We start from the raw sequence: 24,672 nt of genomic DNA, 5'->3' as shown, positions 1-24,672 counted from the left end.
ACCCTCCAACCATGCTCAGGTATCTGCCGTTCCTGCTGGTCCTGGCGCTGTGGATCTACGCGTTCATCGACTGCCTGAACACCCCGGAGGAGGAGGTCAAGGGCCTCCCCAAGGTGGTGTGGATCATCATCATCCTGCTCTTCGGCGAGGTCCTGATCGGGCCGGTCGCGTGGCTGGCGGCGGGGAAGGTCCGGCGGGGCGGCTCGGCTCCGGGCGGGCGTTGGACGGCCCCCGACGACAACCCGGCGTTCCTCGCTTCGCTCGGGGAGTCGAGCAAGCGGGACGAGGCGCTGCTGAAGGACTGGGAGGCGGATCTTCGGCGCCGGGAGGAAGAGCTGAAGCGGCGCGAACGGGGCGAGGAGTAGGGCCGGGGTGCGCCGGGGCTCCGCCCCAGGCCCCGTTGGCCCCACCCCGCCCCTTCCCTAAACCCTCCGGGGGTGGGTGGGTCGGTTACGGGGGGGGTGGCTCGTCGGCTGCGGACCGTGCGTGGGCTGGGCGCGCAGTTCCCCGCGCCCCCTGGCAGGGTCGGTGCCGGCCAGCCCCGGAGCACTTCAGCCCGTCTGCGAACGCAGAGGCACCAGCCCACTCCTAGCCCGTCCGGCGTTTGAGGACGAGCGCCCTTAAGACGCGAACGGGCTACTGGGGGCAGAACCCCCAGTAGCCCTCACCCCAGTACTGGGTACCGACTCAAACGCCCGCGTAAGAGTGCTTTCCGTTCACGAAGATGTTCACGCCGTAGTAGTTGAACAGCCAGCACCCGAACGCGATCAGCGCCAGCGTCGCCGCCTTGCGGCCCTTCCAGCCGGCCGTGGCGCGGGCGTGCAGGTAGCAGGCGTACGCGACCCAGGTGATGAAGGACCAGACTTCCTTGGGGTCCCAGCCCCAGTAGCGGCCCCAGGCGTCGCCCGCCCAGATCGCGCCCGCGATGATCGTGAAGGTCCAGAGCGGGAAGACCGCCGCGTTGACCCGGTAGGCGAACTTGTCCAGCGAGGACGCGGCCGGCAGGCGCTCCATGACGGACGTCGCGAAGTTGCCCGGCTTGCCGCCTTCCGCGAGCTTCGCCTCGTACCGGTCGCGGAAGAGGTACAGGATCGTGGCGACCGCGCCCACGTAGAAGACCGCGCCGCAGAAGATCGCGGTGGAGACGTGGATCCACAGCCAGTACGAGTGCAGCGCCGGGACCAGCTGGTCGCTGGCGGTGTAGAGGACCGTGACCGCGAGGCCGAGGTCGAGCAGGACCGTGGTGACCAGCGGGAGGCCGAGCCAGCCGACGTTCTTCTTCAGCGCGAGGAGCGCCAGGTACACGCCGACCGCGACCGTGGAGAAGGTCAGGTTGAACTCGTACATGTTGCCCCACGGCGCCCGCTGCACGGACAGCGCGCGGGTGAGCACACCGGAGAACTCGATGAGGAAGGCGAGCACCGTCAGGGAGACGGCGATGCGGCCGTAGAGGTCGCCCTTCTCGTCACCGCCGGAGGCACCGGGGCCGTCCGGCACGTCGCGGCTGCCGCTCGTGGAACGCGTAACGATCTTGGGGCGCTCCAGGACGGCGGTGCCGCCGTTCTTGGTGGCGACCTCGACCTTGACGGTCCCCGCGTCCTTGGCGTCCTGCGCCCCGCCGGTCAGCGCGGCCGCCGTACGGGCGACCTTGCTGCGACTGCCGAAGAGCCACTCGGCCATGCTGGCGAAGAAGGCCAGCATGTACACGGCCATCGACGAATAGATCAGGTAGTTGCTGGTGTGCGCCAGGCTCTCATTGGTGGTGGCGGCGAGATTCACTTCTCAGCCCCTTCGGCAGGAACAACTGAGGGTTCGGGTTGGGGATCCGGCGCGGTCGGCGCCTGCGGGATGAGCGTGACCGCGAGATCGGCCAGCTCCTCGGGAAGCTTCGCGGACTCGCTGCGGCCGAGCCCGGCCATCTCGACGACGGTCACTCCGTCGTCGCCCTTGACGGCCCGGACCCAGACCCGGCGCCGCTGGATGAACAGCGAGCCGGCGAGGCCGGCGATGGCCCCGATCGCGCCGGTGAGGGCGAGACCGTTGGCCGGCTGGTGGGAGATCTGGAAGCTCGCCCACTGCTTGATGGGGCCCTTGTCGAAGGTGATCGACCCGGCGCCGTCGGGCAGTTCGAGGCTCTCGCCCGGCAGCAGCAGCTTCTTCAGGATGTTGCCCTGGGCGTCCTTGAAGGGCTTGATGGAACGGCTGCTGGTGTCCAGCTGGTACACGTTCTTCGGCAAGCCCGAGTCGAGGCCGAGGTCGCCGTGGTAGGCGCCGATGTTGAGCACCGGGAAGTCGGGCGCGGGGAACTTCGAGAACATCTGGGTCGCGCCGGTGCCCTTGCCGCCGAAGGTCGGCACGAAGAACGCGGCGAAACCGAGCTGGTCCTTGTTGCCCTTGGCGTCGCGGTAGCCGTCGAGCACCTTGATGGCGCCGCTGGACGTGAGGTTGTTGTCCATCGGCAGCAGCGGCACCGAGCCCTGGAAGACGACCTTGCCCTGGCCGTCCTTGACGGTGACCGTCGGCGCGTAGCCGTGCGAGAGCAGGTAGACCTTGGAACCGTCGACGACGAGCGGCTTGTTGACCTCGACGACCTTCTGCTGCGGCTTGCCGTCGGCGCCCTCGGAGTAGGTGAGGTGCGCCTTGAACTCGCGGGCCGTGCCCAGCTCGGGCCCGCTGCGCTCGTACGACGCGTCGAACCGGTCCAGGGTGAAGCTGAACGGCGCCAGGTCGCCGGTGTCGAACAGCGAGCCCGACTTGAAGTCGTCGTACTGGGTGAGCGTGTTGGAGAACCCGTCGCCCTGGACGATCAGCTTGCCGCCCTCGGACTTGAAGAGCTGGCCGGTGGCGAACGCCACCAGGATCACGATCAGCGACACGTGGAAGATCAGGTTGCCGGCCTCGCGCAGATAGCCCTTCTCGGCGGCGACGGCGTCCCCGCTGATCCGGGAGCGGAAGCGGCGCCTCTTGAGCATGGCGAGCGCGGCCTCGCGGACCTGCTCGGGCTCGGCCTCGGTGCGCCACGTCGTGTACGCGGGCAGCCGGGTCAGGCGGCCGGGCGCGGTCGGCGGAAGACCGCGCAGCTGGCCGACGAACTGCCAGGTGCGGGGCACGATGCAGCCGATGAGCGAGACGAACAGCAGGATGTAGATCGCGGAGAACCACACCGAGCTGTAGACGTGGAAGAGGCCGAGCTTCTCGTAGATCGGCGAGATGGTGTCGTGCCGCTTCTGGAAGTCGGCGACCTTCATCTCGTCCACGCTGGTCTGCGGGATCAGCGAGCCGGGGATGGCGCCGAGCGACAGCAGGAAGAGCAGGATCAGCGCGACCCGCATCGAGGTCAGCTGCCGCCAGAACCAGCGGATCCAGCCGAGGACGCCGATGCCGACCGGCCCGTTGGACCGTTCCTCGGTGGGGGCGGTCGAGAGCTGCGCCCCGGCCGCGCCGAGGTCCGGCTCGGGAGTCGATTCGGTCTTGCTCATGCGTCAGACACCCACCTGAAAGCCTTGGGACCAGCCCTGTACCTGCTGGACGAGCTCCGCCCAAGCCCCGGTCAGCAGCAGCACACCGGTCACAATCATCATGCCGCCGCCGATCCGCATCACCCATACGTAGTGCTTCTTGACCCAGCCGAAGGCGCCGAGCGCCTTGCGGAAAGCGACCGCCGCGAGCACGAACGGCAGCCCGAGGCCGAGACAGTACGCGACCGTCAGTATCGCCCCGCGGCCGGCGCTCGCCTGGTCCATCGCCAGCGCGTTCACCGAGGTGAGCGTCGGGCCCAGGCACGGCGTCCAGCCGATGCCGAAGAGCGCGCCGAGCAGCGGCGCTCCCGCCAGACCCGTCACCGGCCGCTTGTGGACGCGGAATTCGCGCTGCGTCATCCACGGCATGAGGCCCATGAAGAAGACGCCCATCAGGATCATCAGGACGCCGAGGACCTTGGAGAGCGTGTCGCCGTACTCCTGGAGGTTCCTGCCGAAGTAGCCGAACAGCGCGCCGCCGGACACGAAGACCGCGGTGAAGCCGAGCACGAACAGGCTCGCGCCCGCGACCATGCGGCCGCGCCGCGCCTCGGCCAGATCGGTGCCGGTGACTCCGGTGACGTACGAGAGATAGCCGGGGACCAGCGGTAGTACGCAGGGCGAGAAGAACGAGACGAGGCCGCCGAGTACGGCGACCGGCAGGGCCACCAGAAGGGCCCCGCTGAAGACCGTCTCATTCATTGAGCCGACGGCGGCCAGTGCCATCACGCGATCACTTCTCCGCGATCAGCGGGTCGATCATCTGGTGCAGCTTGGTGTCGTCGAGCGCCATCAGGGCACGTGCGGCGATCTTTCCGTTCTTGTCGAGAACGATCGTCGACGGAATGGCCTGCGGATTCAGGCTGCCCTTCGGGAAACGCAGAATGAGCTTGCCGATCGGGTCGTACAGGCTCGGATAGTCGACCCCGAATTCCTTCTCGAACTGCTGGGCCGGACCCTTGTCGGTGTCGCGGGTATTGATCCCGACGAACTCGACGCCCTTGGCCTTCATCTCCTTGGAGACCTTGGCCAGATACGGCGCCTCGGCGCGACAGGGCGCACACCACGAGCCCCACACATTCAGCACGACGACCTTGCCCTTGAGGGAGGCGACGTCGAGCTGCTTGCCGTCGACGGTCTCGCCGGACAGCTCCGGGGCGTTCTGGCGGTCGCCCTTGGCGACGGTGGCGATGCCGCCGGTACCGGTGACGAACTTGGTGTCACCGGAACCACCGGACGTACCACCGGAACCGCAGGCCGTCAGGGTCAGCGCACCGGCGGCCGCGGCAGCCGCGGCCAGCGTCAGGGTGCGACGGCGTCGGAAGGCAGGACTCACGGACATGTGAAAAGTTTCGCATGGCGGTTTCGGGGATCTTCCGCGCCCCCCTGGGTGCCCGTAAAGCCCCTTGTCAGGAAGGCCTAAACGGTCTTCATGAACGTGTTCCAGCCACCGGCGGGGGCCTCTCCCACGCCCAGCGTGCGGAGGTTGGCGAGCACCTTCGGGTCCTGTACGTCGAGCCAGTCGCAGTACTGCTTGAAGGAGACGAGCCTCACATCCTTCTTCTCGTCCCGCTTCGCCACTATGCCCTTGAACGCCTCCTCGACGGCGTCCATGTAGATGCCGCCGTTCCACTGCTCGAAGTGGTTTCCGATGTAGAAGGGCGCGCGATTGGTTTCGTAGGCGCGCTTGAATCCGGCGAGATAGGCCTCGGTGGCCTGCTTGCGCCAGCCGGGATAGTTGGCCGGCGGCGCCTTGGTCGAATTCTGCGACTGGTTGGCGAGGATGTTGTAGTCCATCGACAGGACCTGGAAGGAATGCCCGGGGAAGGGTATTTGCTGGAGCGGCAGGTCCCACAGGCCGTGCCGCTTGACCGGCCACACCTGGGTGCCGCCGGGCGAGGAGGCGTCGTAGCGCCAGCCCAGCTTCTGCGCGGTGGGCAGCAGGTTGTCCTGGCCGAGCAGGCAGGGCGTGCGGCCGCCGGCGAGCTCGCGCTTGTAGTCGAACGGCAGCGGGTCCTCGTCCGTCCAGCCCGTGTTGGTCTTCCACTTGGTGACGAAGTCGATCGCCTGGTCTATCTCGCTCTGCCACTGGGCCGCGGTCCAGTGCTCGACGGTGCCGCGGCCGGTGCAGAAGTGGCCGTTGAAGTGGGTGCCTATCTCGTGTCCGTCGGTCCAGGCCTGGCGGACGTACTTCAGCGTCTCCTTGATGTGCGGGTCGGAGAGGTAGCCGATGTCGGAGGCGCCGACCGGGTTGTTCGGCGGCTGGTAGAGCCGCTTCTTGGCCTCGGGCAGCAGATAGAGGCCGGAGAGGAAGAACGTCATGCCCGCGCCGTGGTCCTTGGCGAGCTGGAGGAAGCGCGGGAAGAGGCCGTTGCCGACCTCGCCGGCGCCGTCCCACGAGAAGACGACGAACTGGGGCGGGGTCTGGCCGGGTTCGAGCGGGACGGGCTTGTCGGGCTGGTGCGGCTGCTTGCCGGTGTCCGAAGTGGAACCGTCGCCTATCAGTTTCGCGTCGGCCTTCTTGGCGGCCTGATCGTCGCCGCCCTTGCCGCCCGATCCGCTACCGCCCGAAGTGCCGCAGCCGGACAGCCCGGCCGCGGCCGCGGCCCCCAGACCCAGTCCCAGCATGCTCCTTCGGCTGACGTTCCGGCCGATCTCCCGCATAAGCCCGTCCGTTCCCATCGCTTTGCACCGTCGTCTCGTCGTCCTCGAAGCCCAAGCACGTCGCCGTAGTTGGGCAATCCGTGAGATGCCGGGAGAAACAGGGATGGTTCCCCACGGCCCGCACAAATCTTCGTAAACCGTACGAGGTGTGGGATGCGGGGCGGAGAGGCGGGGGGTGTGCGGGCGGGCTGACCTGCTGGTTTCGCTGGGCAGCGCGGGCGGGCCGGCCGGGGCGATCCGGCCGGCCGGACGCGTCAGGCGCCGAAGGCCTTCGACTTGCCCTTGACCGGCTTGGCACCGGCCAGCAGATGCGCCGGTACGAGATCGCGGGCGGGCTCGCTGTAGCCCACGGACACGATCCGGTCACCCTGATAGGTGAAGCTGGTGAGCGACGCCAGCGTGCACTGCCGCTTGCGCGGGTCGTGCCACAGGCGCCGCTTCTCGACGAAGCTGCGCACGATCCAGATCGGCAGCTGGTGGCTGACGCACACCGCCTCGTGCCCGCGGGCCGCATCGCGCGCCGCTTCGAGCGCGCCCATCATCCGTACGACCTGCTCGATGTACGGCTCGCCCCAGGACGGGCGGAACGGGTTCGTCAGGTGCTTCCAGTTGGCGGGCTTGCGCAGGGCGCCGTCGCCGACCCCGAAGGTCTTGCCCTCGAAGACGTTGCCCGCCTCGATGAGCCGCAGGTCGGTGGCGAGGTCCAGGCCGTGCGTCTTGGCGATCGGGCTCGCCGTCTCCTGGGCGCGCTCCAGGGGGGAGGCGACGACATGGGTGATGTCGCGGCCCGCGAGGTGCTCGGCGACCCGGTCGGCCATCTGCCGGCCGAGCTCGGAGAGGTGGTAGCCGGAACGGCGCCCGTAGAGCACGCCGTCCGGGTTGTGCACCTCACCGTGGCGCATCAGGTGCACGACGGTGAGGTCGCTCCCGCCGTTGCTGTTCTCACTCATGCGGTGGCCTCCGCTGCGGCACGGGCGGCGGCGGGCAGCGCGGCCGCGATGCGCTCGATCGCGCGCTCGTCGTGGGCGGTCGACACGAACCAGGACTCGAACGCCGACGGCGGCAGGTAGACGCCCTGCGACAGCATCGAGTGGAAGAACCCGTTGAAGCGGAACGCTTCCTGCTTCTTCGCGTCGTCGTAGTTGCGGACCTCGTCGGCCGTGAAGAAGACGGAGAACATGTTGCTCGCCGTCTGCAGCCGGTGGGCCACGCCCTCCTTGCTGAGCGCGCCGGTCACCAGCGCCTGGATCTCGCGGGAGACGGCGTCGACCTTCGCGTACGCGGCGTCGTCGAGCAGCCGCAGCTGGGCGAGGCCGGCGGCGGTCGCGACCGGGTTCCCGGAGAGCGTGCCCGCCTGGTAGACGGGGCCCGCCGGGGCGAGGTGGCCCATGACGTCGGCGCGGCCGCCGAACGCCGCGGCCGGGAAGCCGCCGCCCATGACCTTGCCGAACGTCATGAGGTCCGGTACGACGCCGTCGACGCCGAACCAGCCCGCCTTGGACGTACGGAACCCGGTCATCACCTCGTCCGAGATGTACAGCGCACCGTTCTTGGCACAGGCCGCCTTCAGACCCGCGTTGAAGCCGTCCGCCGGCGGGACGACGCCCATGTTGCCGGGCGAGGCCTCGGTGATCACACAGGCGATCTCGCCCGGGTTGGCGTGGAACGCCGCGTGCACCGCGTCGAGGTCGTTGTACGGCAGCACGATCGTGTCGCCGGCCTGCGCGCCGGTCACCCCGGGGGTGCCGGGGAGGCCGAACGTGGCGACCCCGGAACCGGCGGCGGCAAGGAGCGCGTCCACATGGCCGTGGTAGCAGCCCGCGAACTTGATGACCTTGGCACGGCCGGTGAAGCCGCGCGCCAGGCGGATCGCGGACATGGTCGCCTCGGTGCCGGAGGACACCAGGCGGACCTGCTCGACCGGCTCGACCCGGGCCACGATCTCCTCGGCGAGCGCGACCTCGCCCTCGCCGGGCGTGCCGAAGGAGGTGCCGCGGGCGACGGCCTCCTGCACGGCGGCGACGACCTCGGGGTGCGCGTGCCCGAGGATCATGGGGCCCCACGAGCACACCAGGTCGACGTACTCGCGGCCGTCGACGTCGGTCAGGTACGGACCCGTACCGGACACCATGAACCGGGGCGTACCGCCCACGGCCCGGAAGGCACGGACGGGGGAGTTCACGCCGCCGGGCGTCACGGCGGACGCGCGGTCGAAGAGGTTCTGCGAAACTGGGGCGTCGTATTCGTACGGATAGCTCACACACGCCATGGTGGCAGAGGGCCGGGCGATCTTGCGGACTGGTGTTTCACCGCACCCGCGCGGGGGAGGTCAATGACACGATGATCCGCAGATGATCGAGTTGCATCGGCGGATGATCGGGTTGCGCGGTGGGGGCCGCGCCCTCTACAAAGCAGTCGGGCTACAAGCAGTCGGGTGAAGGATATGCATCGCGGTGGCGGACTGGGCGAAGGGACCGATGACCGGGGTCCCGAGCGCGCCCACCGTCGGGGACGGCACCGGCGACGCGACGCCCAGGACCGGATCGACCGGGTCGGGGACGGCGCAGGGGCGGGGAACGGAAGTGGCCGGGTGGGGGTGACCTACAAGTATTTCGGCGCCCCGGACGGCGCGACCGCTGCCCGGGTGCCCGTGACCATGCGTCCCGAGGAGCTCGGCGGTGACGAGCTGGGCATGGGCGGCATGTTCACCAAGATCAAGCCGGAGACGATGGCCGCGATGGTCCTCACCGGCATCCAGGGCATACCTCTGCACAAGGTCCCGCCGCTGGAACTCGTGGTCCTCCACCCCGACTACGCGGTGGTCAAGCTCCCCATGACGGTGGTCGACCCGCTGCGCGGTGTCGGCGAGGAGACGGTCGGCGCGGCCGCCTTCATCTGGTCCACGGTGCCGGACCGCGGCGGCCCGCGCGATGCCTTCAACGTCTATCAACTCCTGCACGAATGGCAGGACTTCTCGCACCGGCTGCACGAGGCGGGGCACCAGCCGTACTGCCTGGTCTGGCCCTGATCCCTCGCCCGCCCGGCCGGGACGCCCGCCGCGCGGGGCGGGGCGGGACGCAATGCCCTGCGGGCCGCGGGCCCACGGCCGCGGCGGCGGGGCGCAGGGCCCACGCCGGGCGGGCCGATCAGCTTGGACCTTCATCCATTCGGCTCTGCAGCTGCGGCGTAGGTTCCGCCGGACCCTTTGTATATGCGGCGTGAAGCCGCCTATCTTGTCGCACATGCAGTCCTACACCATCGGCCAGGCAGCGCGTCTGCTCGGCGTCAGTCCCGACACCGTGCGCCGCTGGGCCGACGGCGGCCGCGTCACGACCCATCGCGACGAAGGCGGCCGCCGACTCATCGACGGGCGGGATCTGGCCGCCTTCTCCATCGAAGTCGGCCAGTCCTCCAACGGCGAGGAAGAGGTGCCCTACACCTCCGCTCGCAACGCCTTCCCCGGCATCGTCACCGCCGTCAAGCTCGGTGATGTCGCCGCCCAGGTCGAGATCCAGGCCGGTCCGCACCGGCTGGTCTCCCTCCTGACCCGGGAGGCCGTCGAAGAGCTGGGCCTTGAGGTGGGCATGCAGGCCACCGCGCGGGTGAAGTCCACCAGCGTGCACATCGACCGCACCTAGGTCGAAAACCGGCCACTCACGAACGTCCCCCGCGGCGTCGCCCTTCCTCGCTCCCCGCTCCTCGCAGGACATCCGGCCATCGGACGTCCACCGAGGCAGCAAGCAGAGGAAGCCCTCACCTCCGGCGCGGCTCGACAAGCATCCGAAGGAGCACCACCCATGTCTGTCATGGCTCTCAGCACCCGGCGCCGCCGCGCCGCGGCGGCCGTCGTCTCCGCCGCCCTGCTCATCCCGCTGGCCGCCGCGTGCAGCAGTAGCAGCAAGGACAGCGGAAGCGACAAGACCGCCTCCCCGTCCGGGAGTTCCGGCTCGGCGCCGAAGGCGGCCCAGCTCACCGTCCTCGCGGCGTCCTCACTCACCGACGTCTTCAAGGCGGCGGGCGCAGCCTACGAGAAGGAGCACCCGGGCACCCACGTGAAGTTCTCCTTCGCCGGTTCGCAGGAGCTCGCCGCCCAGGTGAAGCAGGGCGCCCCCGCCGACGCCCTGGTGACCGCCGACACCAAGACGATGGACGGCCTGAAGGCCGACGTGAACGCTTCGTCGATCATCGCCAAGAACCGCCTGGTCATCGCCACCGGCAAGGGCAACCCGAAGAAGGTCGAAGGTCTCAAGAACCTGTCCGACACCAACCTGAAGGTCGTCCTCGCGGCCCCCGAGGTGCCGGTCGGCCGCTACAGCAAGCAGGTCCTCGACTCCCAGAAGATCACGGTCAAGCCGGTCTCCCAGGAGCCGAACGTCCGCGCCGTCCTGTCGAAGGTCGAGCTGGGCGAGGCCGACGCGGGCATCGTCTACAAGACCGACGCCGCCTCCGCGAAGGGCAAGGTCGACACCGTCGACATCCCGGACGCGCAGAACGCCGTCGCCAAGTACCCGGCCGCCACCCTCAAGACCTCGAAGAACGCCGACGCCGCGGCCGCCTTCGTGAAGTGGCTGTCCACCCCCGAGGCGCAGAAGATCCTCCAGGACGCCGGCTTCCAGCAGCCGTAACCCCTGCGGCTCCCTCGTCCACGAACGCTCCAACTCCCTTGCCGGGTCTGCCCGTCCACGCCTGGGCGGGCAGGCCCCGCGCCCTCAGGACACCGGGGACCTCCCATGACTCGCAGCCGCTCCCGCACCCGCCGGCGCCCACCGGCCGCACTGGCCCTGCCCGCGCTGCTCGCCATCGCGTTCCTGCTGATGCCGCTCCTCGGCATCCTGGCCCGCACCTCATGGGGCGAACTCGGCACGCACCTGACCGGCCCCGATGTCACCGAAGCCCTGCGGCTCTCGCTGGTCGTCTCGTTCTGGGCGCTCGGTCTCTCCCTTCTTCTCGGTGTGCCCCTGGCCTGGCTGCTCGCCCGCGTCGACTTCCCCGGCAAGGCCCTGGTGCGCTCGCTCGTGCTGCTGCCGATGGTGCTTCCGCCCACGGTCGGCGGTGTCGCCCTGCTGCTGGGCTTCGGGCGGCGCGGCCTGCTCGGCCCCTGGCTGGAGGGCACCTTCGGGATCACCCTCCCCTTCCACACCTCCGGCGCCGTGGTCGCGGCCACCTTCGTCGCGATGCCGTTCCTGGTGATCAGCCTGGAGGGCGCGCTCGGCGGACTGCGGCCCCGCTACGAGGAGACCGCCGCCTCGCTCAGCGCCTCCCCGTTCCGCGTCTTCCTCACCGTGACCCTGCCGATGGTCGCGCCGGGCCTTGCCGCGGGCGCGGCACTCACCTGGGCCCGCGCGCTCGGCGAGTTCGGCGCCACCATCACCTTCGCCGGCAACCTCCCCGGCGCCACCCAGACCCTGCCGCTCCAGGTCTATCTCCTCCTCCAGGACTCCCCCGAGGCCGCCACCTCGGTCTCGCTGCTCCTGCTCGCCATCGCCATGGCGGTGCTCGTGGCCCTGCGCGGCCGCTGGACCGGCTCCGCGTCGGTACGGAGCGGCTCGGTACGGAGCGGCTCCGTACGGGGCACGTCGCCTGCCGACGCCGCACTTGAGGAGCCCTCCACCCTGGACGCCGGGCCGACCCCGCAGCCCGCCGAGAACCCCACCTCGGCCGAGCCGGGGCCGAGTTGGTCGCTGCACGCCGAGGTGACCGGCTTCAACGAGCTCACGCTGGAAGCGGACCCCGGCATCACCATCGCCGTCGTCGGCGAGAACGGCGCCGGCAAGACCACCCTGCTGCGGGCCCTGCTCGGCCTCACCCCGCGCGCCCACGCCGAACTGCGCCTCGGCGGCCTAGACGTCACCGCGCTGCCGCCGCACAAGCGCGGGGTCGCCTGGGTGCCCCAGGACGGCGCGCTGTTCCCGCATCTGACCGCGCTCGCCAACACGGCGTACGGGCTGCGCGCCCAGGGTGTGGCCCGCGGCGAGGCCCGCGCCGCCGCCCAGCGCTGGCTGGACCGGCTCGGCGTCGGCCACCTCGCCCACCGCAAGCCCGCCCAGCTCTCGGGCGGACAGGCCCAGCGCGTCGCCCTGGCCAGGGCGCTCGCCGCCCGCCCCCGGCTGCTGCTCCTGGACGAGCCGCTCGCAGCCCTCGACCAGACCACCCGGGCCCGCGTCCGCCACACCCTGCGCACCCACCTGGCCGGGTTCGCCGGGGTATGCCTGATCGTCACCCACGACCCGGTCGAAGCGGTCTCCCTGGCCGACCGCGTCCTCGTCCTGGATGCCGGGCGCACCCTCCAGGACGCGCCGCCCACCGAGGTCACCCGGAATCCGCGCTCCCCCTGGGTGGCCCGGATGCTGGGCCGCAACGCGTGGGCCGGGGAGGCGAGCGGCGACGGGCTCGTCCTGGCCGGCGGCGGGCGGATCGTCGCGGCCGAGCAACTGCGCGAGGGCAGCCGGGCGTTGGCGATCATCGCGCCGGAGTCGGTGTCCGTGCACCGCAAGCGTCCCGACGGCAGCCCCCGCAATGTCTGGTCCGGCACCGTGCGGGAGATCACGGCGAGCGGGAGCAGGCTGCGGGTGCTCATCGGGTCCGCCGAGTCGCCCGACCTGATCGCGGAGGTCACCCCGCAGGCGGCGGCCGAGCTGGGCCTGGTGGAGGGCTCGGCCGTGTGGTCGAGCGTGAAGGCAACCGAGGTGACCCTCGTACCCCTGTGAGCCGGCACCCCTAGACTGGCTGCCCGGGGGCGACATCAGCCGCCACGCCTATGAGACGGGAGACGACGGTGACGACCACGAGCAGCGCCGACCCGTCGGCCGAGGTGCTCGGCGAGGCAGCGGGCGTCTTCGGACTCCTTGCCTCGCCCGCGCGGCTGCACATCATGTGGACGCTGAGCCACGGCGAGTCCGATGTGTCGGGGCTGGCCGAGAGGGTCGGCGGTGCGCTGCCGGCCGTCAGTCAGCATCTGGCGAAGCTGAAACTCGCAGGGCTCGTCCGGTCCCGGCGGGAGGGTCGCCGGGTCGTCTATCTCGTCGACGACCCCGATGTGGCTCAGATGGTGCGCTGGCTGGTGGCCCGGCTGGGCGGCGGCGTGAAGCTGCCGGGACCCTCAGGACTCGTTCGTGACCTGGGCGCCTGAGCGGATCTCCACTCTGCAGTTGTCAAGGAGCACTCCTCTGCAGCTGCTGCGTTCCCTCGGCTCCGGCCCCCGGGGGCTGGTGGAGTCGGAAGCCGAGAAACGACTCACGCGGTATGGGGAAAACGTCCTCCCCGCGCGCCGAGTTCCCTCCCTCCCGATCATTTTTCTCCGCAGCCTGCGCGACCCGTTCACGGCCGTCCTCGCCTGCCTGGCGCTGGTCTCCGCGGCGGTCGCCGCCTGGGCCACGGCCGGGGTCATCGCGGTCCTCGTGGTGGTGAGTTGTGCGCTGCGGGCGGCCGGCGAGCACCGCGCCGACCGGTCGGCGGCCGGGCTGCGGGAGCTGGTGGCGAGCACCGCGACCGTACTGCGCAGGGCGGACGACGACGCGGGGCCGGTGGCGCGCGAGGTGCCCGTGGACGAGGTGGTGCCGGGCGACGTGGTGCGCCTCGCGCCCGGCGATCTCGTACCGGCGGATCTGCGGCTGCTGCGGGCCTCCGGCCTGACGATGCATCAGGCCGCGCTCACCGGGGAGTCCGCGCCGGTCCCCAAGTACCCGGTGGACGAGCCCTTCGCGCAGGCGCGGACGCGCCCGATCGGCGCCCAGGACTTCGACCGGCCCGAAGTCTGCTTCCAGGGCAGCAGTGTCGCCTCCGGCAGCGGCACCGGCGTGGTGGTCGCGACCGGCGCGGACACCCGGTTCGCGCGGGCCGACCGGCTGCCGGGCAACGACCGGCGCACGACCGCCTTCGACCGGTCGGTGTACGGCGTCTCCTGGATCCTGATCCGCTTCATGCTGCTCACGCCGCCGCTGGTCCTCATGGCCAACGCCGCGCTGCGCGGCCGCGGCCTGGAGACGCTGCCGTTCGCGGTGGCGGTCGCGGTCGGGCTCACGCCCGAGATGCTGCCGGTCATCGTGACGACCACCCTCGCGCGGGGCGCCTCCGCGCTGGCCCGCACCCACCAGGTGATCGTCAAGCGGCTGCCGGCGCTGCACGACCTGGGCGCCGTCGACGTCGTCTGCCTCGACAAGACGGGCACCCTGACCCAGGACCGGCCGGTCCTGGACTGTGCGCTGGACGCGTCCGGTGCCCCCGACGACTCGGTGCTGCACTGGGCCGCCGTCAACAGCCTGTGGACGTTGCAGCTCGCCGAGCTGCCCGGCGCCGACGCCCTCGACGAAGCCCTCCTCGACGCCGCCGAGGAACGCTTCCCCCAGGGGCTGGACGCCCTGGAGTACGACGCCGTCGACGCCCTTCCCTTCGACCCGGTGCGCCGCCTGTCCACCGCCGTCGTCAACACGCCGCACCGGCTCGGCCACCACACCCTGGTGGTCAAGGGCGCCGTCGAGGACGTCCTGGAACGGTGCGCGCTCACCGGCGACGAACGGGAGCGGGCACTCGCGCTCGCCGAGCACCTCGCCTCCGACGGCCTGCGCGTCCTCGCGGTGGCGCTCGCCGAACGGCCCGCCGCCCGCCGCCCGTACACCACCGCCGACGAGCGCGGGCTGACCCTCCAGGGGCTGGTCGGGCTGCGCGACGCGACGGCGGAGACGGCGGCCGACGCCCTCACCGCCCTCCTCCACAGAGGTGTCGCCGTGAAGGTCCTGACCGGCGACCACCCCGGCACGGCCGCCCGTGCCTGCCGCGAACTCGGCCTGGAGCCCGGCGAGGTCCTCACCGCCGCCTCCTTCGACGGCCTCAGCGACGCCGAACTGGGCGAACTCGCCGACCGTAGTACTGTCTTCGCCCGCTGCTCCCCCGAGCAGAAGGCCCGGATCGTACGGGTCCTGCGCGAGCGTGGACACGTCACCGGATTCCTCGGCGACGGCGTCAACGACCTGCCCGCCCTGCGCGCCTGCGACGTCGGCATCTGCCCGCCCGAGGCCGTGGACGTGGCCCGCGAGACGGCGGACGTCGTGCTCGCGGCGAAGGACTTGACCTCGCTCGACCACGCCATCGTGGCGGGGCGCAGCAGCGGCGCCACCATCGCGGGCTATTTGCGTATCACACTCTCCTCGAACCTCGGCAACGTCATCGCGATGCTGACCGCCGGTCTGCTGCTGCCGTTCCTGCCCATGCTGCCGGCCCAGGTCCTGGTCCAGAACCTGTGCTTCGACGCCGCCCAGCTGGCCTTCGCCTACGACCGTCCGCAGGCCGGGGCGCTGCGCCGCCCGCTGAAGCTGCGTCCGCGCGAAGTCCTCGCCTCCGTGACCGGGTTCGGCGTGCTCAATGCCGTCGCCGACCTCGCGACCTTCGCGGTACTCGTCTGGGCGGTGAGCGACACACGGGCCGAAACGGCCTTCCACGCAGGCTGGTTCACGGAGAACCTGCTGACCCAGGCCCTGGTCATGGTCCTGCTGCGCACGGGCCGCGGCGGCGGGATCCCGGTCACCGCCGGGGCTCTCGCGCTGACCGGCCTGCTGCTTCCGCTCTCGCCCCTGGGCCCGCTCATCGGCATGACCGCGCTGCCCCTGACCTACTACCCGCTGCTCGCCCTGGTGCTCGCCCTGTACGCGGGCGCGCTGTACTGGTTCGCCCGACGGGCCCGGCTGATGTCTGCCCCTTAGAGGTCCTAACAAAGGCGTTGGATGTGTCGGTGTGTGATGAGGCAGGTGGCGAGGCCGAGGAATGCTTCGTGGATGTCATCACGTCGTTCCCAGCGGATGCGTAAGCGCCGGAAGCCGTGGAACCAGGCGATGGTGCGTTCAACCACCCAGCGGTAGACGCCGAGACCGGAGCCGTGTGGGACGCCGCGGCGGGCGATCACTGGTCTCACGCCCAGCATTCGCACCTTCTCCCGGTATTTGTCGTGGTCGTAGCCACGGTCGGCGAACAGCAAGGCCGGCCGTTTGCGCGGCCGGCCGACCAGGCCGGCGACCGCAGGCACCTTGTCCAGCAGCGGCATCAGCTCGGTGACGTCGTTGCGGTTGCCTCCCGTCAGCGACACCGCGAGCGGGATGCCCTGGGCGTCGGTGAGGATGTGGTGCTTGCTGCCCGGCCGTGCACGGTCGACCGGGCTGGGACCGCTTTTGGGCCCCGCCGTGCCGCCCGGACGTGGGAGGAATCGATCACCGCCCGCGACCAGTCGAGCTGCCTGGCGGACCGCAGCTTCCTGAGCAGCACCAGGTGCAGCTTGTCCCACACGCCGGCCTCGTTCCAGGCCGCCAGCCGCCGCCAGCACGTCATGCCCGAACCGAAACCGAGTTCCTGCGGCAGGTACTCCCACTGGATCCCGGTATGCGGCACGAACAGGATCCCGCACAATGCCTGCCGGTCCGGCACCCGTGGCCTGCCCTCGACCCGCTTAGGCCCCGGCTGCGGCAACAACGGCTCCACCAGCGACCACAGTTCATCCGACACAACCCACGGCCGCGACTGTCTCTTGCCCACACCAACGAGCATCCAAGCCGACAGACACACCAGCACCCGCTTTTGTTAGGACCTCTTAAGGAGGCGACCGGTCCGGAAACGGCCACCCACCCCGTAGGGGATACCGGCTCAGCGCAGAGCCCACCCTCCTAAGGAGGCGGCCGCTTCATAGGATCGGCCCATGTCAGCGCAGAACTCCGGCCCGCGGCGCGACACCCGCGGCATCGTCGACGCCGCCGATCTCTTCGCGCACGTACGGTTCCGCCGCCATGATCCGGCGCCCGAGCTGCGCCCCTACCTGGAGCACTACTGGCTGATCGACTGGGACCTGCCCCAGCCGTACGCCTCGCACGTGGTGCCGCATCCGTCCGTCAACCTGGTCTTCCAGCGGTACGACGACGGCCGGCCCGACTTCCTGGAGCTCTCGGGGGTCGGACTCGCCCTGGACACCCGGAAGTTGGCGGGCCGCGGGCGGGTGTGCGGGATCCAGTTCCGCCCTGGCGGGTTCCGGCCCTTCGCGCCGGGGTTCGCGGTGTCCGAGTGGACGGACCGGGTGATCCCAGCCGACCCCGTGTTCCCCTCCGCCGACCCCACGGCGGTGCTCTCACCGGACCGGGACGAGGGCCGGGTCGCCGCCCTCGACGCCTTCCTGCTCGGTCTCGGTCCACGGCCCGACCCTCAGGCGGAGCTCGCGATGGAACTGGTCGACCGCATCCGCCACGACCGCACGGTCCGCCGGGTCGACGCACTCGCCCGCGAGGCGGGGCTGTCCGCGCGCTCCCTGCAACGGCTCTTCGCCGCCCATGTGGGCGTCGGCCCGAAGTGGGTGGTCTTGCGCTACCGCATCCACGAGGCCCTCGAACACGCCGAATCCACCGACGCCGTCGACTGGGCCCGGCTGGCCGCCGAGCTGGGCTACGCCGACCAGGCCCATCTCGTACGGGACTTCACCGCCACGCTCGGCGCACCGCCCTCGGCCCTGCGCCCCGGGGCCTCCCGCGCATGATCAACTGCCGTTGTCAGACCCGGCGTCTACTGTTTTCGACATGAGCGACACGACCCGTGAAGTTCCCCCGCACATCCGCCTCGAAGCCTGGTCGGACGGCGACCTGGGCCTGCTCCGGAGGAAGAACGCGCCGGAGATGACGGATCACCTCGGCGGCCCGGAGTCCGAGGAGAAGGTGCTGTCCCGGCACGACAAGTACCGGGCGATGAGCGCCCGCCCGGCCACCGAGGGCCGGATGTTCAAGGTCGTCCTCGACGGGACGGGCGAGACCGTCGGATCGGTCGGGTACTGGCCGCGCATATGGCAGGGCGAGGCGGTGTACGAGACGGGGTACGGCATCCTCCCCGAGTTCCAGGGCCGCGGCCTGGCCGTCGCGGCGCTCCTGGCGGTCGTGGAGGAGGCCCGTGCCGCGGGCGGCCGGCGCCGGCTGCACGCCTACCCTTCCGTGGACCACGCCGCGTCCAACGCCACCTGCCGCAAGGCCGGGTTCGAGTGGGCCGGGGAGGTCGAGTTCGAGTACCCGCCGGGCACGCCGCTCCGCTCCAACGACTGGCGGATGGACCTGGAGGCCGGGGGCTGACCCCACGCGGGGCGCCGCCCTGGCCCGCCGGGATCAGTCCAGCCGCTTGTCGAAGTTGAAGGCCGTCACCGCCATGCGCTCGCGGAAGTAGAAGCGGTGCGCGTCGGTGCGATGGGTGCCGGAGTCGAGGTTGAGGGAGGTGCAGCCGGCCGCCCTCGCGTGACCCTCCAGGTGCGCGAGGAGGGCGTGCCCCACGCCGGTGGAGCGGGCGGTGGCGGCCGTGACCAGGTCGTCGACGTACAGCTTGCGGACCGCGCTGGTGTTGACGACGATCCGCCATCCTGCGGCGCCGACGCAGGCCCCGTCGTCGCCGTACGCGGCGGTGAAGCGCAGCCCCTGGGCGTGCCCCTCTCCGTAGATCTCGGCGAAGAGTTCATCGGTGAGGTGCGGGCGGAGTTCGCTGAGTATCGGCAGCAGGTCGTCCGTCAGACGCGGATCGCCCGGCTCAAGGTCAATGATCTTCATGCGGGAAGGGTAAGGCTCCGCCCTGCCCGGCGCCGCTCCACCCTGCCCTGCCCTGCCAGTCCCGCCCCCCGGCCGGTCCCGTCGAAACGCGGTTGACTACTGCGGCCTCGTCGAGGATATTTATCTGCGTAACACAGATTATGCACGGTGCAGCTTAATGACGAAGCCCCGGCCCGGCGGGATTCCGCCGACACCTCACCGGCGGGCCTGCCGACACTCCGCCGGCGCCCGGGCGACCCCCGCCCGGGCCGACTCCGCACCACGCGCCCACCACGCCCGCACCCGCCCGGCCGGGCGACTGCGACGTAGGCTCGTTCCTTGCGTGTCAGCACTGCCGCAGTCCCTCAACTTCCTTTGCCCGAAAGGCATTTCCACCATGACGGTTCTGATCACCGGCAGCCGCGGCAAGGTCGCCGCCACTCTCATCCCGCTGCTTCGCGAGCGCGGTCTCGCCGTTCGCGCGGCCTCCGCCAGCCCCGACAAGCTGACCCTTCCGGACGGCGTGGAGCGCGTCGTCCTCGACCTCGACGACCCGGCGACGTTCCCGGCCGCGCTGGCCGGCGTCGAGTCCGTCTTCCTGTACGCCAACCCGAAGCACATCGAGCCGTTCCTCGCCGAGGCGAAGGCCGCCGGGGTCCAGCACATAGCGCTGCTCTCCTCCAGCTCCGTGCTCGACCCCGACGCCGACACGAACGCCATCGCGGCCATGCACCTGGCCGTCGAGCGCGGCCTGGAACGTTCCGGCATCCAGTCGACCTTCCTGCAGCCCGGCGCCTTCGCGGGCAACGCGCTCGGCTGGGCCTGGGCTGCCAAGTCGTCCGGCACCGTGGACCTCCCCTACCCCGAGGCGCAGACCAGCCCCATCCACGAGGCGGACATCGCGGAGGCCGCGTTCGCCGTCCTCACCAGGCCCGAACTGCGCGGCCGCGCCTACCACCTCACCGGGCCCGCGTCCCTCAGCGCCGCCGAGCAGGTCGCGGTCGTCGCCGAGGCCACCGGACGGCCGATCGGTGTCAACGCCGTGAGCGGCGCGGCCTGGAAGGAGTCGATGGCCGACTTCATACCCCCGACCGTCGCGGACGCGCTGCTCAGCTACTTCGCCGCGCACCAGGGCCGCCCCGACGCCGTCACCACCGCCGTCGAAGAGCTGACCGGCCACCCGGCCCGCACCTTCGCGGCCTGGGCCGACGAAAACGCGGACGCTTTCCGCCCGTAGGGGACAGCCGACGCGGCATGGCCGGGCCGCGCCCACCGGGCACCCCCCTGGCGAATACCCGCACCACGAGCGAGCCCCCGGTGCTCCGGCGCGAGCACCGGTGCGCGCCCTGAAATCCCTGGCCCCCACCCCCGCGGCAGTGCGATCCTGGCCGCGTGAACGGACCGGAGATCCATATCGACTTCGCCCCTGAGCTGCGGCTCTTCGTTCCGACGAAGCGCCGCGAGGGGCACAGCGCCGTCGTGACCGACGGCGTGTCCACCCTCGGCCACGTCGTCGAATCGCTGGGCGTTCCGCTCACCGAGGCCGGCCGGCTGCTCGCCGACGGCCGCGAAGTCCCGGTCTCACACATCCCGGTGGCGGGCGAGTTCATCGAGGTGCGCGCCGTCGAGCGCCCGCAGAAGGTGCCGGGCGCCCCGCTCCGGTTCCTGCTCGACGTCCATCTCGGCACGCTGGCACGCCGGTTGAGGCTGCTCGGCGTCGACGCGGCGTACGAGAGCGAGGACATCGGGGACCCGGCGCTCGCCGCACTCTCCGCGCGGGAACAGCGCGTCATGCTGTCCCGCGACCGCGGGCTGCTGCACCGCAGGGAGCTGTGGGCCGGCGCGTACGTCTACAGCCACCGAACCGACGAGCAGCTCCGGGACGTGCTCGGCCGGTTCGCGCCGGCCCTGGCGCCCTGGACGCGCTGCACCGCCTGCAACGCGCCGCTGCGGGAGGCCGACAAGGAGACGGTGCGCGAGCGCCTGGAGCACGGCACCCGCACCTCGTACGACGTCTTCGCCGAGTGCAGCTCCTGCGAGCGCGTCTACTGGCGCGGCGCGCACCACGCGAGCCTTGAGTCGATCGTCGACGAGGCCGTTCGCGAGTTCGGCACGGCGGGGACCTGCCCGGTGGACCGAGCCGGACAGCGGCACCTCGGGCCAGTCGATCGGGAGCGGATGCCTTTCGACTCACCACGGCAGACGTCCTGTTGAGGACGCCATCCGATCTCGGCTTCAGAGCTGCCCGCTCCTGAGGCGTTCGACCTGGGCCGCGCTGAGGTCGACGGTCCGGCGCATATGGGTGGCGATGAGGGCGATCTCGCCGTCCTCGTACGCGTCGAACATCTCCCACCAGGCACCGTTGAGCCGGCCCCAGACCTTGCCGAGCTCGGCCATCCGCCCGGGCACCACCTCGACGAGCACCTTCCTGCGGTCCTCGGTGTCCCGGCGGCGCGTCACATACCCGGCCTTCTCCAGCCGGTCGACGAGCCGGGTCGCCGAACCCGTGGTGAGCCCGGTCAGCCCGGCAATCCGCCCCGTGGTGACGGGCCCGGGTTCGAGACCCAGGAGGTTGAGGCACTGGAGATCCGTCGGGTGCAGCCCCAGATGGTCGGCGAGCGCCTGGTTGAAGAGCGCGTACGACGCCATGTAGCGGCGCGAGACGGCGCCCAGCTCACGCATGAGCTCGGCCCGGTCGGCAGGGGCCCGCTCTCCGGTGCGCTTCTTCTGTGCCATGCAGAAAGCGTACGGCGCAGAGGATTCGCCGGCGCGAGGCGCGGCAAACCCAACCGGCACAACCGTGCCCGACAGAAGCCCTGCCCGGGAAAACCCGTGCCCGGCAGAGCCCCTGCCCGGCACAGGCCTACGCCCCTTCGGCCGTGAGGTAGCGCTGCAGTGTGGGGGCCAGCCAGGCGACCACCTCGTCGCGGGACATGGTGACCGCGGGCGGGAAGCGCAGTACATAGCGGGCTATCGCCATGCCCAGGATCTGCGAGGAGACCAGCGCGGCGCGGCGCGGGGCGTCGGCGGGGTCGGGGCAGACACCGGCGGCGACCGGGATCATCTGCTCGGCGAATATCGTCCGCATCCGCTCGGCGCCGGCGGGGTTGGTGACGCCGACCCGCAGCAGGGCGGTGAGCACGTCGTCGGCCTCCCACCGGTCGAGGAAGTGGGTGACGAGCGCGGCTCCGATGTGCTTGCCGGGCAGTCGCCCCAGCCCAGGGAGGCCCAGGTCCATCTCCGAGGCAGCGGCGAACAGGCCCTCCTTGTTCCCGTAGTAGCGCATCACCATCGACGGGTCGATCCCCGCGTCCCGGGCGATGGCCCGGATGGTCGCGCGCTCGTAACCGTCGGATGCGAAGCGTTCGCGGGCGGCTTCGAGGATCGCGGCCTTGGTGACTTCGGAGGTGCGGCGAGGGCCTCCGGCGGAAGCTTCGGTCGTCATGCCAACGACTGTAGGCCAACAGGTGTTGACATGCCAGTCGGGATGGTTCTACATTTGCCAACAAGCGTTGACCAACAACTGTTGGCACCTGAGGAGGAAGCCATGAACGACATCATCGGCTCGTCCGGCTCCACCAGCTCGCCCACCCCCGAGAGCTCCACGAACGCACCCCGGCCCGAAGGCCCCTTAACCAGCGACGTCCTCGTGGTCGGCGCGGGGCCGACCGGTCTGCTGCTCGCGGGAGACCTGGCCGCCGCGGGCCTGAGCGTCACCGTCGCCGAGCGCCGGCCGCACGGAATCAGCAACATGACGCGCGCCTTCGGCGTCCACGCGCGCACGCTGGAGATGCTCGACGCCCGCGGCCTGGCCGACGAGCTGGTCAAGCGGGGCAGGGTCATGGAACAGATGAACATGTTCGGCCGCCTCACCCTCGACCTGACCAGGCTGCGCACACGCTTCCCGTACGTCCTGATCGCTCCGCAGTACGAGGTGGAGCAGCTCCTCGAGCGGCGCGCCCGGTCCGAAGGGGTCCACTTCCATTACGGCACCGAGCTGTTGAACCTCCGTCAGGACGGCCAGGGGGTGACCGCCGAGCTCCGCGGCGGGGACGGGGAGCCCGTGTCGGTCCGGGCCCGCTATCTCGTCGGCACCGACGGCGTACGCAGCAGGGTCCGCGAGGAGCTCGGCCTGCCGTTCCCCGGCGTGGCCGTGATCCGCTCGATGGTGCTGGCGGACGTACGGCTCACCGAGGAGCCGGAGGACATCCTCACCGTCAACGGCTCGGGCGACTCCTTCGCCCTCGTCGCCCCCTTCGGCGACGGCTACTACCGGGTCATGGGGTGGAGCCGCAAGCGCCAGGTCCCCGACACCGCCCCGGTCGACCTCGACGAGCTCCGCACGATCGCCCGCGAGGCCTTCGGCACCGACTACGGGATGCACGACGCCCGCTGGATCTCCCGCTTCCACAGCGACGAGCGGCAGGCTCCGGCCTACCGCGTCGGCCGCGTCTTCCTCGCCGGGGACGCGGCGCACGTCCACTCCCCCGCCGGCGGCCAGGGCATGAACACCGGCCTCCAGGACGCCGCGAACCTCTCCTGGAAACTCGCCGCCGCACTGCGGGGCCGCACCACCGACGCCGAGGCCCTGCTCGACAGCTACCAGGCGGAGCGCCACCCGGTCGGCGCGATGGTGCTGCGCAGCAGCGGCGCGCTCGTGCGGCTCGCCATGGCCCACAACCCCCTTCAGCGGGCGGCCCGTTCGGCGATCACCCGATTCCTCGAAGTCGTACGGCCTGTCGCCGACAAGGCCATCGGGATGATCAGCGGCCTCGGCATCGCGTACGGAGCCGAGCGTGGATCGCACCCGCTCACCGGCAGGCGCGTCCCCGACCTGGAGCTCGCGGAAGGCCGCCTCTACGAGGTGCTGCGGCGGGGCGAGTTCGTCCTGGTGACACCGCGGGACGGCCGGGTGGCCGCGCCGGAGGGGGCGATATGCGCGCACTGGAAGAGCGAGCGCGGCAGCACTCTGCTCGTCCGCCCCGACGGGTACGTGGCCTGGGCGAGCGACCGCCCGGACGCGCCCGGCCTGCACGCGGCCCTCACCGGCTGGACGGGGCGCGCGTAACGGCGGGCCGGGCCGGAGGCCCAACCCGCCCCGCGCGCCCGGCTGTTCAGAACGTGTACGGGTCGCCCGTGGCCAGCGTCAGCACGCGGTGGGTGTTGTTCGCCGGGTTGCGGTCAATGGCGCCGCCGTTCCAGACGGTGTCGATGTCGAGGCCCATCTCGGCCCGGTTGCCGACAGTCGCCACGTCCAGGGCGAGCTGCACGCCCGTCCCGGCGGCCCGCATCGAGCCGGTGCCGCAATGCACCACCGCCGGGCCGGTGCGCAGACAGCTCGGCGGCAGGGTGACGCCGGAGGCGAGTGGTGCCGAGAACCGGAGCCGCACGGTGGCTCCGGAGACCGGCGCGGGACCGTGGTTGGCCGTCGTGAGCCAGATGCCGACGTGGCCGTTCCAGAAGGAGACGTGCCCGTGATACGACACATCCGCCTCGGCCCCGGCGCTGCCGGCCGCAGCGCCGCCGGCCAGGGGTGGAGCGGGCCTGACGACAGGGCCGGGGTCGTCGCCGCCCCCGTCGAACCCAGCGGCGCCGCCGACGGGCCCGGCACCCTGCCCCGGCCCGGTCGCCCCGCTCGGCGTGCCGGTCGCGATCAGCGTCGCCGCCACCAGGACGGCGACACCGACCGTCGCCAGAGTTCCGCGGGCCCGGACAGGGCGGGCCCCGGCCGGGCGAGCACCGGCTCGGCGGGGCGCTCCGGCTCCACCCGCCCTGCCAAATCTGTTCATCACACGAACCACCATGAGCGAAAGGTACCTTTCGCCCCTTATTTCCAAGGAACGCCACCCCGCACGTCGTCCCGAACTACACCCCGCACGTCGTCGCGAACGCCATCCCGTACGCCGCCCCGGACGACACCGTCGCGAACAACGCCGTCCCGAAGGAGGTCCGGGTCCATGCCA

24 protein-coding genes are annotated in these 24,672 nt (G+C 71.1%); 12 read left to right on the top strand and 12 right to left on the bottom strand.

What is annotated here, in order from left to right:
* Positions 1–11 precede the first annotated feature (11 nt).
* The gene (locus IE206_RS33230; RefSeq protein ID WP_189968784.1) at positions 12–365 is read left to right on the top strand and encodes a PLD nuclease N-terminal domain-containing protein; all 354 of its coding nucleotides are present in this window, start codon (positions 12–14) and stop codon (positions 363–365) included.
* Positions 366–687: 322 nt separating this feature from the next.
* On the opposite strand, the gene ccsB is transcribed toward IE206_RS33230, so the two are convergent.
* The 7 genes from ccsB to hemL all read right to left on the bottom strand — a co-directional run bounded on the left by ccsB (position 688) and on the right by hemL (position 8,451).
* Positions 688–1,779, bottom strand: a complete 1,092-nt coding sequence (gene ccsB, locus IE206_RS33225) for a c-type cytochrome biogenesis protein CcsB (protein ID WP_189968782.1) — start codon at positions 1,777–1,779, stop codon at positions 688–690.
* Positions 1,776–3,479 (bottom strand): cytochrome c biogenesis protein ResB, encoded by a 1,704-nt coding sequence (gene resB / locus IE206_RS33220; protein WP_189968780.1) that lies wholly within the window; start codon positions 3,477–3,479, stop codon positions 1,776–1,778. The genes ccsB and resB overlap by 4 nt, the downstream gene beginning before the upstream one ends.
* A 3-nt stretch (positions 3,480–3,482) precedes the next feature.
* Complete coding sequence (locus IE206_RS33215; RefSeq protein ID WP_373301026.1) at positions 3,483–4,244, bottom strand: cytochrome c biogenesis CcdA family protein; 762 nt, start codon at positions 4,242–4,244, stop codon at positions 3,483–3,485.
* A gap of 7 nt (positions 4,245–4,251) precedes the next feature.
* Positions 4,252–4,860, bottom strand: a complete 609-nt coding sequence (locus tag IE206_RS33210; RefSeq protein WP_189968778.1) for a TlpA family protein disulfide reductase — start codon at positions 4,858–4,860, stop codon at positions 4,252–4,254.
* A gap of 77 nt (positions 4,861–4,937) precedes the next feature.
* Positions 4,938–6,146 (bottom strand): polysaccharide deacetylase family protein, encoded by a 1,209-nt coding sequence (locus IE206_RS33205; RefSeq protein WP_226600115.1) that lies wholly within the window; start codon positions 6,144–6,146, stop codon positions 4,938–4,940.
* A 290-nt stretch (positions 6,147–6,436) separates the two neighbouring features.
* Positions 6,437–7,132, bottom strand: a complete 696-nt coding sequence (locus tag IE206_RS33200; protein WP_189968776.1) for a histidine phosphatase family protein — start codon at positions 7,130–7,132, stop codon at positions 6,437–6,439.
* Positions 7,129–8,451: a glutamate-1-semialdehyde 2,1-aminomutase gene (gene hemL / locus IE206_RS33195; RefSeq protein ID WP_189968774.1), complete on the bottom strand. Its 1,323-nt coding sequence runs from the start codon at positions 8,449–8,451 to the stop codon at positions 7,129–7,131. The genes IE206_RS33200 and hemL overlap by 4 nt, the downstream gene beginning before the upstream one ends.
* Before the next feature lie 174 nt (positions 8,452–8,625).
* On the opposite strand from hemL, the gene IE206_RS33190 reads away from it, so the two are divergent.
* The 6 genes from IE206_RS33190 (at position 8,626) to mgtA (ending at position 15,877) form a co-directional block, all read left to right on the top strand.
* Entirely contained in the window at positions 8,626–9,210 is a 585-nt protein-coding gene (locus IE206_RS33190) for a hypothetical protein (protein WP_189968883.1), read from the top strand.
* Between the two features lie 214 nt (positions 9,211–9,424).
* Positions 9,425–9,820, top strand: coding sequence for a TOBE domain-containing protein (locus IE206_RS33185; protein WP_114040375.1), 396 nt, complete (start codon positions 9,425–9,427; stop codon positions 9,818–9,820).
* A 168-nt stretch (positions 9,821–9,988) separates the two neighbouring features.
* Positions 9,989–10,807: a molybdate ABC transporter substrate-binding protein gene (modA, locus tag IE206_RS33180; RefSeq protein WP_189968881.1), complete on the top strand. Its 819-nt coding sequence runs from the start codon at positions 9,989–9,991 to the stop codon at positions 10,805–10,807.
* A 105-nt stretch (positions 10,808–10,912) separates the two neighbouring features.
* Positions 10,913–12,889 (top strand): ABC transporter permease, encoded by a 1,977-nt coding sequence (locus IE206_RS33175; protein WP_189968772.1) that lies wholly within the window; start codon positions 10,913–10,915, stop codon positions 12,887–12,889.
* 50 nt (positions 12,890–12,939) lie between these two features.
* Entirely contained in the window at positions 12,940–13,311 is a 372-nt protein-coding gene (locus tag IE206_RS33170; RefSeq protein ID WP_189968770.1) for an ArsR/SmtB family transcription factor, read from the top strand.
* Positions 13,295–15,877, top strand: a complete 2,583-nt coding sequence (gene mgtA / locus IE206_RS33165) for a magnesium-translocating P-type ATPase (protein WP_189968768.1) — start codon at positions 13,295–13,297, stop codon at positions 15,875–15,877. Before IE206_RS33170 ends, mgtA begins: the two co-directional genes overlap by 17 nt.
* 5 nt (positions 15,878–15,882) lie before the next feature.
* Here the strand turns inward: mgtA and IE206_RS33160 are convergent.
* Positions 15,883–16,712 (bottom strand): IS5 family transposase gene (locus IE206_RS33160; protein WP_229853264.1). Its coding sequence is split into 2 segments (ribosomal slippage): positions 15,883–16,368 and positions 16,371–16,712, totalling 828 coding nucleotides; the frame shifts between segments, so codons are not numbered across the junction.
* A gap of 148 nt (positions 16,713–16,860) precedes the next feature.
* Here IE206_RS33160 and IE206_RS33155 point away from each other — a divergent pair.
* Both IE206_RS33155 and IE206_RS33150 read left to right on the top strand, forming a co-directional pair.
* A complete protein-coding gene (locus IE206_RS33155) occupies positions 16,861–17,685 on the top strand; it encodes a helix-turn-helix domain-containing protein (RefSeq protein WP_189968766.1) in 825 nt (274 codons plus the stop codon).
* A gap of 40 nt (positions 17,686–17,725) precedes the next feature.
* A complete protein-coding gene (locus IE206_RS33150; protein WP_189968764.1) occupies positions 17,726–18,265 on the top strand; it encodes a GNAT family N-acetyltransferase in 540 nt (179 codons plus the stop codon).
* Between the two features lie 33 nt (positions 18,266–18,298).
* Here IE206_RS33150 and IE206_RS33145 read toward each other — a convergent pair whose 3' ends face one another.
* Positions 18,299–18,730: a GNAT family N-acetyltransferase gene (locus IE206_RS33145; protein WP_189968762.1), complete on the bottom strand. Its 432-nt coding sequence runs from the start codon at positions 18,728–18,730 to the stop codon at positions 18,299–18,301.
* A gap of 376 nt (positions 18,731–19,106) precedes the next feature.
* Here IE206_RS33145 and IE206_RS33140 point away from each other — a divergent pair, with 376 nt between their 5' ends.
* Together IE206_RS33140 and IE206_RS33135 are read left to right on the top strand one after the other, a co-directional pair.
* Positions 19,107–19,946: an NAD(P)H-binding protein gene (locus IE206_RS33140; protein WP_189968760.1), complete on the top strand. Its 840-nt coding sequence runs from the start codon at positions 19,107–19,109 to the stop codon at positions 19,944–19,946.
* Positions 19,947–20,101: 155 nt separating this feature from the next.
* Complete coding sequence (locus IE206_RS33135) at positions 20,102–20,923, top strand: Mut7-C RNAse domain-containing protein (RefSeq protein ID WP_189968758.1); 822 nt, start codon at positions 20,102–20,104, stop codon at positions 20,921–20,923.
* A gap of 21 nt (positions 20,924–20,944) precedes the next feature.
* Here IE206_RS33135 and IE206_RS33130 read toward each other — a convergent pair whose 3' ends face one another.
* Both IE206_RS33130 and IE206_RS33125 read right to left on the bottom strand, forming a co-directional pair.
* Complete coding sequence (locus tag IE206_RS33130; RefSeq protein WP_226600119.1) at positions 20,945–21,445, bottom strand: MarR family winged helix-turn-helix transcriptional regulator; 501 nt, start codon at positions 21,443–21,445, stop codon at positions 20,945–20,947.
* 127 nt (positions 21,446–21,572) lie between these two features.
* On the bottom strand, positions 21,573–22,154 hold the full coding sequence (locus IE206_RS33125) for a TetR/AcrR family transcriptional regulator (protein ID WP_189968756.1): 582 nt from the start codon (positions 22,152–22,154) through the stop codon (positions 21,573–21,575).
* 102 nt (positions 22,155–22,256) lie between these two features.
* Between IE206_RS33125 and IE206_RS33120 the strand changes: the two genes are divergently transcribed.
* Entirely contained in the window at positions 22,257–23,777 is a 1,521-nt protein-coding gene (locus IE206_RS33120; protein ID WP_189968754.1) for an FAD-dependent monooxygenase, read from the top strand.
* Between the two features lie 46 nt (positions 23,778–23,823).
* On the opposite strand, the gene IE206_RS42760 is transcribed toward IE206_RS33120, so the two are convergent.
* A complete protein-coding gene (locus IE206_RS42760; protein ID WP_226600121.1) occupies positions 23,824–24,513 on the bottom strand; it encodes a hypothetical protein in 690 nt (229 codons plus the stop codon).
* Positions 24,514–24,672 lie beyond the last annotated feature (159 nt).

Origin of the sequence: Streptomyces violascens, assembly GCF_014649955.1 — a bacterium.
GTDB lineage: Bacteria > Actinomycetota > Actinomycetes > Streptomycetales > Streptomycetaceae > Streptomyces > Streptomyces violascens.
Note: the sequence above shows the minus strand (reverse complement) of the source record. Positions and strands in the feature narration are given on the sequence as shown.